The following is a 13,839-nucleotide window of genomic DNA, read 5'->3' as shown; positions in this document are numbered from 1 at the left end:
CGGAATACTGTGATTGCAGCTCCTTTTATTAACAAGGATTCTATTGTTAACAATAATTGTTAACTTTAAATGAGACTTTAGAGAAGGTTTGCATTGCTAATCATTTACATTTGCCACATGGAATCAGCAAAATCAGTAGGATATAACAATAAAGGTAAAGGGACAATCATCAACCTTGAGCAAGGTAAGATTCCGCCTCAGGCTTTGGATCTGGAAGAAGCCGTTTTAGGTGCTATGATGATTGATAAAAAGGGGGTTGATGATGTTATTGATATTTTACATGCGGATGCCTTTTACAAGCCTGCCAATCAGTTTATTTACAATGCAATTTTTTCGCTTTTTGAAAATTCAGAACCTATTGATTTATTAACTGTTTCAAATCAGTTAAAAAAAGATGAGAAATTAGAAGCCATTGGTGGCGACTTTTATTTGATTAACCTGAGTCAAAAGGTTTCCTCTGCAGCACATATTGAATTTCATGCCAGGATCATCCTTCAAAAATATATTCAGCGAAGGCTGATTACCATTTCCAGCGAGATCATTACGAATTCATACGATGAGACGGTGGATGTGTTTGATTTACTGGATGAAGCGGAAACAAAGCTTTTTGATATTACGCAAGGGAATTTGAAAAAAAGTTCTGAAGCTGCCCATAATCTTGTGACCCAGGCCCTGAAGAAAATTGAAGAAATTTCAAATCAGGAAGGAATGAGTGGGGTTGCTACAGGATTTAGCAAGCTTGATCAACTGACATCTGGCTGGCAACCTTCGGATTTAGTGATTCTGGCTGCCAGACCTGGTATGGGTAAAACAGCCTTTGTAATGTCTATGGCAAAGAACATGGCCATATATTTTGACCATGCTGTTGCGATCTTCTCTTTGGAGATGTCTTCGGTACAGTTAATAACAAGAATGATATCCAGTGAAACTGGTATTTCTTCTGAAAAGTTGAGAAAAGGAAATCTGGAAACCTATGAATGGGAGGCGTTAAATGTAAAGGTAAAGAAATTATCAGATGCCCCAATTTTTATTGATGATACGCCGTCTCTTTCAGTTTTTGACCTTCGGGCAAAGGCCAGAAGATTGGTTTCTCAGCACAATGTGAGAATTGTGGTCATTGATTACTTACAACTAATGACGGCCGGATCCTCTGCGAAAGGGGGTGGGAATCGTGAACAGGAAATTTCAACTATTTCGCGAAACTTAAAAGCCCTTGCCAAGGAATTAAATGTGCCGGTGATTGCTTTGTCTCAGTTATCAAGAGCCGTGGAAACAAGGGGAGGCAGCAAGCGACCATTGCTTTCTGATCTTCGTGAATCTGGAGCGATCGAACAAGATGCTGATATCGTATCTTTTATTTATCGTCCAGAGTATTATGGTCTTACCGAATGGGATGATGATGAGAGAACCCCTTGTGATGGTCAGGCAGAATTTATTGTTGCCAAACATAGAAATGGTGGATTGGAGAATATTAGAATGAAATTTATTGGCAGACTGGCTAAATTTGCCAATCTGGATGAAGGTTTTGAGACTGAATTCCAGTCGTCAATGAATGCCGGTCAAATATCTCCAAGTAATTTTACCAGCGCAAATGATGCCTTTGGAAATGTTGACAGTGATGACGATGTTCCATTTTAAACAAACAAATCAATAGTTTTCATGTGTATTAGAAAAAGACTCCTAAAGCATCCATTTTATTTTTGCTTGTTTTTTTTTCTAATTAGTTCTCCTGTTTTTGCTTCTTACTTGTTAATTCCTATGGATGATTCCTCTCAGAAGAACCATTTAAAGGCCTATGGAATTACGTTTCAGTCTTTGGAAAAAGGGATGAAGGTACAGTGGTTGTTAAATTATCGGGGAGGATCTTTTTTACTGGAAGATCGTGAAGAATTCAGACGGGAATGTACAATTCGAGGCGTGTCTTTTGAACCAGTGTCTGAGGCAGCAGCTGTAAAAATATTAGAATTTATTGCCAGTCCTTCTCAAAATATGGAGGCTGTAATTCTTGAGAAAGCACCTAAAATAGCGGTGTATTCACCGAAAGACAAACAACCATGGGATGATGCGGTTACCATGGTACTGCAATACGCAGAGATTCCCTATGAGGTAGTCTATGACCAGGAGGTTTTATCTGATAAGTTATTGCTCTATGAATGGTTGCATTTACATCATGAAGATTTCACAGGACAATACGGAAAGTTTTACGGAGCTTTCAGAACGGCTCCCTGGTATATTGAATCTAAGGTAAATGCAGAGAAAAGAGCTGCAGATATGGGGTATGCAAAAGTTTCTCAACAGAAACTGGATGTTGCTTTAAAAATTCGAGACTATGTATTTGGAGGAGGTTTTATGTTTGCCATGTGTTCAGCCACAGATAGTTTTGATATTGCCTTGTCGGCTGAAGGAATTGATATTTGTGAAGTAATGTTTGATGGGGATCCATCAGAAAGTTCCTATCAGGATAAGATCTCTTACGAACCAACTTTTGCGTTTCAGGATTTTATGCTGGAAAGGAATCCGGTGGTTTATGAATTTTCAAATATTGACACGACAAGAAAAAGAAAAATATTAAAAACTGAAGACTATTTTGAGTTGAAGGAATATTCTGCCAAATGGGACATGGTGCCAAGTATGTTATGTCAGAATCATACCTTACTTGTGAAGGGTTTTATGGGGCAAACAACGGCCTTTGAATCTACTTTGGTTAAACCCACTGTTATGATCATGGGGCAGAACAATGCCAACGGGGAGGCAAGATATATTCACGGCGTGAAAGGAAAGGGAATGTTTACTTTTTTTGGAGGACATGATCCCGAGGACTATCAGCATCGGGTAGGGGACCCTAAAACTGAACTGGATTTACATCCGAATTCACCTGGCTATCGTTTGATATTGAACAATGTACTTTTTCCAGCGGCCAGAAAGAAAAAGCAAAAAACCTGATCAGATCATTCTTACGAGCGTTAACAGACTAAATGCTGCAGTAAGAGAACCAAGAATCAAATTCATATTGTATTTTTGGTTCCGTTCTTTTTTAGAAATTTTTCGAATAAAATGGGGGTACACCCATAAAATCATAAAACTGCCAATGGCAGATCCTGCAACAAATAAGAACACATGTGAACTTTTTAATTGAAACAAGCCCTGACTTCCTAAAAATGTGGTTACTCCGTAATAAAAAGGGATGGAAAACATATTTACAGCAGACAGTAAAAGACCAATTAAAAATGTATTTCTACAGTCCTTTTTTATCGATGTGTCCTTTTGTTTATCTTTCTTAAAGGCCAAAAAGAAATAGGCGGCTAATCCGGCAAAAATCACAGAAGACAAAGTTTGAAGTACATCAATTACATCTGGATGTTTCATTAGATATTCACTTAAAAAGACCGCAATATAAGCTTGCACGATCACCGTGGTTGCCACTCCAAAAGCAAAATAGTTGGCCTTGGTTTTACCTCGTTCCAGACTAATTTTAACCGTGGTCATATTTAACATGCTGGGAAATACCATTCCTAAGAAGGAAGTGGAGAAACCAAAAATGAAGTGAAGGACCAGGCTCATAAATTATCGTTTGATTTTTAGTACGACAATCGCAGTTTCAATTACAAAAAAATGCCGGTTCTTTTTTAAAGAACCGGCATTATATTTAGCAAGGAACAGATTTATTTCAATTCAATCCATTTGCGGGCATTGACAAATGCCTCCAGCCAAGGACTCACTTCATCCTGTCTGTTTTCTGGATAATTCGCCCAGTTCCATTGGAAAATCGATCTTTCAATATGGGGCATCATCACCAAATGTCTTCCGTCATCACTAGCCATCATGGCAGTGTTGTAATCAGACCCATTCGGGTTGGCAGGATATTGCTCATACCCATATTTGGCTACAATATTGTATTTGGACTCTTCGTAAGGGAAACTAAACTTTCCTTCTCCATGCGATATCCATACCCCCAGTTTTAAACCTTCTAAACTGGAGAGCATCACTGAATTGTTCTTTTGAATCTGTACAGATGTAAAGGCACTTTCATGTTTGTGAGAATCATTGTGAAGCATTTTAGGTGTGGATGCATGATCGGGATTGATCATTTCTAATTCAACAAATAATTGACAGCCATTGCAGATACCTACAGACAAGGTATCCTCTCTTTCAAAGAATTTTTTAAGTGTTTTATTAGCTGTTTCATTGTATAAAAAGGCTCCGGCCCATCCTTTGGCAGAACCCAAAACATCTGAATTGGAAAAACCTCCAACGGCTCCAATAAACTGAATGTCTTCTAAATTCTCGCGTCCGCTGATAAGATCTGTCATGTGTACATCTTTCACATCAAAACCTGCCAGATACATGGCATTGGCCATTTCTCTTTCACTATTGGATCCTTTTTCCCTGATAATTGCCGCTTTTGGTCTTGGTTTTGTAGCGTCAATAGCGGGAAGTTTACCCGTAAAGTTTTGAGGGAAAATATAGTGTAATGGCTGATTCTTATAATTATTGAATCGATCTTGGGCTAAATTATGTGCGGTTTGCTCTTTGTCTAATAAATAGGATGTTGTATACCAAAAGTCTCTATAGGTAGGGATATCAAATTGAAGATCAAAATTCTTTATTTCAAGAGCAGAACTTTGTACGGCTTTCCCTATTTCTGTATAGCTTATTTTATTGAGGTTTAGAATTTCTTCTACTTCAGAGGATCCGTTACTTTGAATAATAACGCCGCTTTTTTCTGAAAAAAGTAATTTGGCAGCATCTTTTTCATCTATTTGACTCAAATCAATTTCAGCACCTACATTGTTTTCCGCGAAACACATTTCAAGAAGTGTGGTAAGCATACCTCCAGCTGAAATATCATGTCCTGCCGATATTAAATCTCTTTTAATTAGATCTTGAACCGTATTGAAACATGCTTTAAAATAAGCAGCATCTTCAACGGTTGGGGTCTGAGCTCCAACTCCGTTTCGAATCTGTGCAAAACTGGATCCTCCCAAATGGAATGCATCTTTCGAAAAATCCAGGTAGTATATTTTATTTGTCGTACTTAATTTGAAAACTGGTTCTATGACACGCTGTATGTCTGAACATTCTCCTGCTGCTGAGATAATCACTGTTCCAGGAGCAATTACTTCTTCGTCCTGGTATTTTTGTTTCATGGATAGCGAATCTTTTCCTGTTGGAACGTTGATTCCAAGAGCAATTGAGAATTCTGATACTGCCTCTACGGCATTGTATAATCTGGCATCTTCTCCTTCATTTCTACAAGGCCACATCCAGTTTGCTGACAGCGAAACTGATTGTAATCCGTCTTTTAAAGGAGCCCAAACGATATTTGTTAAAGCTTCGGCAATGGCGTTTTTGGATCCGGCTCTTTCATCGATCAAAGAACTTGCAACTGCATGCCCTATAGAAGTAGCAATGCCATTTTTCCCTTGAAAATCCAGGGCCATCACGCCAACATCATTTAAAGGGAGTTGCAAAGCCCCGGCACATTGTTGTTTTGCCACCTTACCTCCAACACATCGGTCTACCTTGTTGGTCAGCCAATCTTTACAGGCAACTGCTTCGAGTTGAAGCAGATTTTCAGTATCCTTATAAATCTTTTGGGTATCATAGCTTAGTGCTGCATATTTTCTGTCTAGACTTTTGTCCTTCATTATTGTCTGAGGCGAACTGCCAAACATGTCTGCCAAATCAAAATCCATAGGTTTTTCACCGCTTTTTTCAGATTTAAACGTAAATCTGAAATCATCAGTTACCTGGCCTACATCATAAATAGGAGACCGTTCCCTGTCTGCGATTCTATGCAGATAGTCTAAATCTTTTTCATTGATCACCAAGCCCATTCTCTCCTGAGATTCATTCCCAATGATTTCTTTGGAAGACAAGGTTTTGTCCCCAACTGGTAGAGCATCCAAGTTGATCAATCCTCCGGTTTCTTCCACCAATTCCGATAGGCAATTTAAATGTCCGCCTGCACCATGGTCATGGATGGATACGATATTGTTTTCTTCTCCTTCAACCATGCCACGGATCGTATTGGCCACCCTTTTTTGCATCTCAGGATTTGATCGTTGAACGGCATTTAAGGTGATGGCTGTATTGAATTCTCCCGTATCTGCGGAAGAAACTGCAGCGCCTCCCATTCCGATTCGATAATTATCGCCTCCCAAAAGAATAATACTATCACCTTCCTTTGGTTTGTCTTTTAAACTATCCGCTGCTTTCCCATAGCCAATTCCTCCAGCCAGCATGATTACTTTATCAAAACCTAACTTCCTTTTATGTTCTTCATGTTCGAAAGTATAGAGCGAACCGGAAATCAATGGTTGTCCAAATTTATTTCCAAAATCTGATGCACCGTTGGATGCCTTGATCAACAAGTCAATTGGCGTCTGGTAAAGCCATTTTCTTTCGGTCATATTCTCCCAGGGTCTGTCTTGGGACAACCTTGAATAAGGTGTCATATATACAGCAGTTCCTGCCAGTGGCAAGGATCCTTTTCCACCGGCCAGTCTATCGCGAATTTCACCTCCCGAACCAGTAGCAGCTCCATTAAATGGCTCTACGGTCGTTGGGAAATTATGGGTTTCCGCCTTTAAAGAAATCACCGATTTTATATTTTTATTTTGATAAAAATCTGGTTTGTCGGATGATTTTGGTGCAAATTGCTCGATCACCGGACCTTCTATAAAAGCAACGTTGTCTTTATAAGCTGATACAATGGTGTTTGGATTTTCAACAGAGGTTTTCTTAATCATTTTAAAAAGAGAATGAGGTTGCTCTTTTCCATCAATAACAAATGTTCCGTTGAATATTTTATGTCTGCAATGCTCTGAATTTACCTGTGAAAAACCAAAAATTTCAGAATCTGTTAATTTCCGTCCAAGTTTATCTGCCAGGTCATTTAAATAATGTACCTCATCTTCACTCAGGGCTAATCCCTCAGATTCATTATATGCAGCTATGTCTTCAATGTCCTGAATAGATTCAGGTTCAATATCTACTGTAAAAAGTTCCTGATCCAGTTGATTGTAATGATGTTGAATCATTGGGTCAAATAAAGGCTGTTCTTCATCAGTCTTAAAAAATTCTTCAATTCTTGTAATGCCCGAAATCCCCATGTTCTGGGTTATTTCCACAGCATTTGTACTCCAGGGACTGATCATCTCTTTTCTGGGCCCGATAAAACTACCACTGACTGATGTTTCAGGTAGTTTTTTGGCATTACCAAAAAGCCAGGTTAATTTTTCAATGGTATTCTCATCAATTTTTGAAGGTGAAGAAACAGCAAATATTGTTTGATTCTGGGTAAAAAAGTAGATCATTAGACGCGTTTTATCTTTGGATTTTGAAAAGTGCAAATTTAATCAATTGTCCTTGTAATATAACAGTCAATGTTAATAATATTCAATAAAATGTTCATCGCATTCAGACTTGATGCGTCAGTAGAAGTAATTACAAGCGAGCCTTTTGTAAACGCCATCAATCTTGGTTTAAAAAGGAATTGTAGCTGGATTACCAAACAAGACCTACCTTGTTTTTTAAGAGGGGGTTCTTTTCTAACAAGGCCATATAAAAACCATCGAAGCCAGAGGCAGCAGGAGAAACCTTTTTGTCTCTTATCAATTTGAATTCTGAATGATTTTTTAAAAATGCCTTGACCTGGTTTTCGTTTTCCGATGGAAGTATCGAACAGGTTGCATACACAAGTTTACCACCTGTTTTTACCATGGATGCATATTGGTCAAGAATTTCTGCCTGTGTGTTCCTTATTCTATCCAGGAAGTCAGCGTTTAGTTTCCATTTTGAATCAGGGTTTCTTTTTAAAACACCAATTCCACTGCATGGCGCATCAATGAGTACCCGATCTGCCTTTCCTTTCAATTTCTTGATGGTCTTGGTTCCTTCAATGGTCCTGGTCTCAATATTATGAGCTCCATCTCTTTTGGCTCTTTTCTTTAACTCTGCCAGTTTATGTCCATAAATATCCAGGGCAATAATCTGACCTTTGTTTTCCATTAAAGATGCCAGGTGCAAGGTTTTTCCTCCAGCTCCTGCACAGGTGTCAATGACTCGTTGACCTGGTTTTACATCTAAAAAAGGAGCCACTAATTGTGAAGAGGCATCTTGAACTTCAAACAGCCCTTTTTTAAAGGCCTGGGTAAGAAATACATTTTTTCGTTCAACCAGTACCAGAGCATCCGGCACATTTGGCACTTCTTCTGTATCTATTTCTTCTTCACGTAATAAATTTAGAAGTTCTTTTCGTGACGTTTTTAAGCTGTTTACCCTCAGGATAACCCTGGCTTGCTTATTTAATTCAGTAAGTTCTGTATCCCATTTTTTACCTAACTCGGCCGAACCAACCTCATCCATCCAGTCAGGAATAGATTCACGGAATTTTCTGATACTTTGCAATTCATCAAACTTTCCTTTGATTCTTCGGGTAGGTGTTCCTGTAAAATACCTCCAGTCGGGCAGAGAAATTCCTTTTAAGGTGGCCCATACTGCAAAGTTTTTCCACAGATTGTCCCTTGTGTAATGACCTTTGGTTCCGGCAATCTCGTTGTAAAGCCTTTTCCACCTCACCATATCATAGATCGTTTCTGCAACAAATTTTCTGTCACGTGCTCCCCATCTCTTATCCAGCTTCAAGGTTTTTTGGACCACTTTATCTGCATATTCTTTTTCATTATAGATAAGGTCGAGTGCCGATATTACAGCAAATACTAAATTTCTATGTAAACGCATCAGTAATTGATTTTTAGGCCGCAAAGGTAGTCAAATAAACTTCAGTTTAAGTGAGCTTCCTATGATTAAGATAAAAATAGGCAGGTCTTGTTTCGAAGTGTCTCAGAACTTTTCAAATACCCCCATTCCAAAAAGTGCAAAGTCGTATTTGACGGGATCTTTTGCATCCATTTTTCTGAGGTTTTGATCCAATTCATATAAGGCCCTGGCATCATTTTGCTTTCGTTGTAAGAGTCCCAGTTTACGGGCTACATTTCCCGAATGAACGTCTAAGGGACAGGAAAGCATAGAAGGCGATAGTTCCTGCCATATACCGAAATCAACCCCGGCAGCATCAGATCGTACCATCCATCTTAAAAACATATTGATTCTTTTTGCTGCAGATCCCTTTTTAGGATCAGAAACATGCTTTTGAGTTCTTAAAGGATGGTCAATTTCAAAAAACACTTTTTTAAAATGATGAATACTATGCTGCAGATCACCGGGAAGGGCATTTGCCTTAAACACATTCTCTAAGCCACCATGGTGTTGATAAATATGTCGAAGCGCTTTGATAAAATACTGTAAATCGATTGTGTTAAACGTTCTGTGAACAAAATCTTCTTGATTTTTCAGGCCTGATTCCATGACAAAGTCGTAGGGTGAATTCCCCATGATATCAACTATTCTCTGGGCATTTTTAATGATCATTTTTCTGTTTCCCCACGAAATGATAGCTGTTAAAAAGGCAGATATTTCAATGTCTTCTTTGCTTTTAAATTGATGCGGAATTTGAATTGGATCGGTTTCAATAAATCGTGGATTGTTGTATTGAAACACTTTTTCATCAAGGATTTCCTTTAAATCAGAATTTGTCATAAAAGTTTAATAAAAATCAAAAGTAAAAAATATGGAAAAGAATTAAGTTTTATATTTTCGTATTCAAGAAAAAACAACGCTATTATTTTTCAAACAGCCATATCATATTTGAAAGGAGTGGGTCCATCGCGGGCTCAAATCCTTGGAAAGGAACTGGGTATTTTTACCTACGGAGATCTGGCAAATTTTTTTCCAAATCGCTATATAGATCGTACCCGGTTTTATAAAATTAAGGAATTGCAGCCCAATAGCTCTGAAGTTCAACTGATAGGTATGATTAGTGGACTACGAACAGTAAAACAAAAACGAGGCAGCAGGCTGGTGGCTCAATTCACCGATGATTCAGGTCAAATGGAACTGGTGTGGTTTCGTGGTGCGAAATGGATTAAGGACTCTATTAAAGGAAATGTACCTTATGTTATTTTTGGAAAAGTGACCCATTTTAATGGAGTTTTTAATATGCCGCATCCCGAGATGGAATTGCTAAGCGAATATAAAAAAGGATTTAAAACCGCCATGCAACCTGTTTACAGATCTACAGAATTGTTAACTAATAAAGGGGTGAGTAATCGGGTGATGCAGAAAATGGTTCAGCAACTGTATTTTGAAGCAAAAGGTAAATTTGGTGAAACCTTGTCTCAAAAAATCATTGATCAACAACAATTGATTTCTAAAAATGAGGCCATGTTTTCAATTCATTTTCCTCAAAGCCAGGAGCAATTAACCAAGGCAAGGTATCGATTAAAATTTGAGGAACTGTTTTTTATTCAATTGCAATTAATTGTTAAGAACCTCACTAATAAAACGAAAAACAAAGGTTATGTGTTTGATAGAGTAGGAGATCATTTTCATACATTTTATAAAAATCATTTGCCGTTTGAATTGACCAATGCTCAAAAAATGGTATTGAAAGAGATTCGAAAGGATCTTAATACAGGTGCTCAAATGAATCGATTGTTACAAGGAGATGTTGGGTCCGGGAAAACAATTGTGGCGGTGTTGACCATGCTCATTGCTATTGATAATGGCTTTCAATCTGCTTTGATAGCACCTACCGAAATACTGGCTTCCCAACATTTTAAGGCCGTTGAAGAGTTGCTTTTACCTTTAGGGATCAACGTACGACTATTAACCGGATCTTCTACAGCGGCGCAAAGACGGGTTATCCATCAAGAATTGGAATCTGGCAGTTTGCACATTATTATTGGTACACATGCTCTTTTTGAAGATAAGGTGATTTTTAAGAATCTTGGATTAGCGATTATAGATGAACAGCATCGCTTTGGCGTTGCACAAAGGGCAAAAATGTGGATGAAAAACGACTTACCTCCTCATATCTTGGTGATGACGGCTACACCTATTCCGAGAACCTTGGCCATGAGCGTTTATGGAGATCTGGATATTTCTGTCATTGATGAATTGCCTCCAGGAAGAAAAATGATCAAAACCATTCATCGATTTGACAATAATCGGTTGGCAGTTTTCAAATTTTTGAGAGATGAAATTGTAAAAGGGCGTCAGGTGTATATTGTTTATCCTTTAATTCAGGAATCTGAACAACTGGATTATAAGGATTTAATGGATGGCTATGAAAGTATTTCCAGAGAATTTCCATTGCCGGATTTCAGGATCAGCATCGTTCATGGAAAAATGAAATCAGCGGATAAAGAATACGAAATGCAACGCTTTGTAAAAGGCGAAACTCAAATCATGGTAGCTACCACTGTCATTGAGGTAGGAGTGAATGTGCCAAATGCCAGCGTGATGATCATTGAAAGTGCTGAACGTTTTGGCTTGTCACAACTACATCAGTTAAGGGGCAGAGTAGGAAGAGGAGCAGATCAGAGTTATTGTATTCTGATGTCGGGCCAGAAACTGAGTAAAGAAGCTAAAACGCGCCTGCAAACAATGGTGTCTACCAATGATGGATTTAAGATTGCAGAAGTGGATCTTAAGTTAAGAGGTCCCGGCGATCTGATGGGGACTCAGCAAAGTGGTGTATTAAACTTAAAGATTGCGGATATCGTACATGATGCCGACTTATTGTACAAAGCCAGAAAGGCTGCACGAGAGGTGGCTTATTCAAATTTGGGACATACGGACCCGGCTTATGCACATGTTTGGCAAACTTTTGAATCAATTCTTAAGAACAAATCTTTATGGGCAAACATTAGTTAAAAGAGTGTTTGTTTTTTAAACTGAACTTAATTTTAACGATTCGAAAAAAAAGCAAATGTTGAAAGGTTAGATAAAAGTTGTTTTTTTATATTTGTTTAAAATCCCCAAGACATGAAAAAACAATTACTCTTTGCATTTTTTGTTATAATTACATCGGCAGCTCTTGCTCAAAAAGACACCTTAAAGCTTTCAAATAATGATGTGCTTGTTGGTTCCTTGGAAAAAATGGACAGAAGTATTTTAACTTTTAGTACTTCATATGACGATTCAGATTTTAAGATCAAATGGGGTGAGGTGTTGGAAATTACCAGCCATCAAAGTTTTATTGTTTCGATCACCAATGGAGATCGTTTTACCAGTAAAATTTCGAGTGTCAAAGGAAAGGATAAAATAGTTGAAATTGAAGTCGAGGGAGAAAAACAGGAGTTCCATTTAAATGATATTGTTTTTATAGAGCCTATTGGAGGTACTTTTTTATCTCGTTTGACAGTGGATATGGATCTGGGAATTACGGTAACCAAGGCGAATGACTTTAGACAGATTACAACTAATTTGAGTGCTACATATCTGGCCTATAAATGGCGTGCCAGGGGTCTTTATAAAACTGTGATCAGCAGACAGGAAGGCGCTGCTGATATCAATAGAATGGATGCTGAACTTGGTGGAGATTATTATTTGCCAAATGACTGGTTTGTCAATGCAAAGGCGATATATCTCTCCAATGATGAACAATTATTAGATTTAAGATCGACTTATCAAGCAGGCGGGGGTTATTATTTTATTCGAAACAATTCGATGTTCTTTAATGCCAATGCTGGTATTGCCTATACAACAGAGAATTTTACCAGTGACTCTCCAGACAGAAATAGTACGGAAGGTTATATAGGTGTGGGATTTAACAAATATGCCATTGGCGATCTTAGTGTTCAAACGGCTGCTGCTCTTTATCCCAGTTTTTCACAAAGTGGAAGGTACAGAGTTGATTTTAACTTTGATATGAAATATGATTTACCATTAGACTTTTACATACGCTTAGGTCTTTCCTATAACTATGACAATAAGCCGGTTGAAGGTGCTGCTGACAACGATTATGTATTTACAACATCGTTTGGCTGGGAATGGAACTAAAAATGGTTAAGATTTTATTTCCGGATCGAAATTTTCTTTTTTCAAGTTGATAATCATATTGTCCGAGACACCTAGATACCTTCTGCTTCCTAAGTAACGATTGGTGTTAAAAGAGTCGTACTTTGATGATGCCGGATCAATAGATCCAATTTTGACCTTTCCAGACGCATGTATAAATTCTCCCTGACCATTGTCTAACCAGATTCCAACATGAGTCACTCTTTGTCTGGTGCTGTCAGTTGCTTTTTTTCCAAAAAACATCAGATCTCCTTTTTCAAGCTGACTGAAATTCAGATTTTTGTCAATATTTTTTCCAGCCATGATCTGCTGGGAAGCATCACGGGGAATTATCAAGCCATTCATCAGATAAACTGTTTTTGTAAACCCGCTGCAATCCATTCCTTTTACAGAAGTACCTCCCCATAAATAAGGAATACCTATCAGTTCTTTTGCATATAATTCCAATAGAGGTCCTGAGGCATGCACTTGATTTATCCATTCATGATAGCGTGTTCCTTCATTTTTTTTCAGATATCCAATTCTCTTATCCGGGTATTGTACTTTAAAGTAGCTGGCATCTTCTTCTAAAATTTGGAGCTGGCTGCCCAACACGATATCACTTACTTTATTTAAATGATCATTTGGTGACTGGTAAATAGATCCCGCAGTTTGTGTATAAACTACCTTCGGACTTTGATTCCAGTTGTCAATTTCCTCATTTGTCATGAGGGTAACACCACCATGATCTACCCATGAAATATAACCATCAGGTGTTTGCACAAGATAGAAGTCTCCGTTAATTTTCAGGACTTTAAGTTCCATTCCTAAAATGGCTTGTGTCGCCAGTTCGGCAGAATGTTTTGGTTGAGAGCGAATATTTGCTACTGAATTATTTACCACGGCATAGTTAAATGTACCGACGGTAGAATC

The 13,839-nt window shown here is 38.1% G+C and carries 9 protein-coding genes; 4 read left to right on the top strand and 5 right to left on the bottom strand.

The genetic code is table 11. The features are described 5' to 3' along the window. Positions 1–117: 117 nt before the first annotated feature. Both dnaB and ACR2MV_RS10255 read left to right on the top strand, forming a co-directional pair. Positions 118–1,638: a replicative DNA helicase gene (gene dnaB, locus ACR2MV_RS10260; RefSeq protein ID WP_434021820.1), complete on the top strand. Its 1,521-nt coding sequence runs from the start codon at positions 118–120 to the stop codon at positions 1,636–1,638. Positions 1,639–1,758: 120 nt separating this feature from the next. Then, on the top strand, positions 1,759–2,943 hold the full coding sequence (locus tag ACR2MV_RS10255) for an asparagine synthetase B (RefSeq protein ID WP_434021863.1): 1,185 nt from the start codon (positions 1,759–1,761) through the stop codon (positions 2,941–2,943). On the opposite strand, the gene ACR2MV_RS10250 is transcribed toward ACR2MV_RS10255, so the two are convergent. From ACR2MV_RS10250 to ACR2MV_RS10235, 4 genes are all read right to left on the bottom strand, one after another. Then, positions 2,944–3,561, bottom strand: a complete 618-nt coding sequence (locus ACR2MV_RS10250) for a LysE family translocator (protein WP_434021819.1) — start codon at positions 3,559–3,561, stop codon at positions 2,944–2,946. A 101-nt stretch (positions 3,562–3,662) separates the two neighbouring features. Next, complete coding sequence (purL, locus tag ACR2MV_RS10245; protein ID WP_434021818.1) at positions 3,663–7,319, bottom strand: phosphoribosylformylglycinamidine synthase; 3,657 nt, start codon at positions 7,317–7,319, stop codon at positions 3,663–3,665. Between the two features lie 190 nt (positions 7,320–7,509). Then, on the bottom strand, positions 7,510–8,745 hold the full coding sequence (locus ACR2MV_RS10240; protein WP_434021817.1) for an RsmB/NOP family class I SAM-dependent RNA methyltransferase: 1,236 nt from the start codon (positions 8,743–8,745) through the stop codon (positions 7,510–7,512). A 102-nt stretch (positions 8,746–8,847) separates the two neighbouring features. After that, positions 8,848–9,603, bottom strand: a complete 756-nt coding sequence (locus tag ACR2MV_RS10235) for a TIGR02757 family protein (RefSeq protein WP_434021816.1) — start codon at positions 9,601–9,603, stop codon at positions 8,848–8,850. Positions 9,604–9,654: 51 nt separating this feature from the next. Here ACR2MV_RS10235 and recG point away from each other — a divergent pair, with 51 nt between their 5' ends. Beyond that, on the top strand, positions 9,655–11,781 hold the full coding sequence (gene recG, locus ACR2MV_RS10230; protein ID WP_434021862.1) for an ATP-dependent DNA helicase RecG: 2,127 nt from the start codon (positions 9,655–9,657) through the stop codon (positions 11,779–11,781). A 111-nt stretch (positions 11,782–11,892) separates the two neighbouring features. Then, positions 11,893–12,909 carry a DUF481 domain-containing protein gene (locus ACR2MV_RS10225; protein WP_434021815.1) on the top strand — a complete coding sequence of 339 codons (1,017 nt, stop codon included), beginning with the start codon at positions 11,893–11,895 and terminating at the stop codon, positions 12,907–12,909. A 6-nt stretch (positions 12,910–12,915) separates the two neighbouring features. Here the strand turns inward: ACR2MV_RS10225 and ACR2MV_RS10220 are convergent. Beyond that, positions 12,916–13,839, bottom strand: a 924-nt coding sequence (locus ACR2MV_RS10220) for an NlpC/P60 family protein (protein ID WP_434021814.1), incomplete at its 5' end; no start/stop codon positions are given.

It is taken from the genome of Lutimonas sp. (assembly GCF_051011215.1).
Classification (GTDB): domain Bacteria; phylum Bacteroidota; class Bacteroidia; order Flavobacteriales; family Flavobacteriaceae; genus Lutimonas.
Note: the sequence above shows the minus strand (reverse complement) of the source record. Positions and strands in the feature narration are given on the sequence as shown.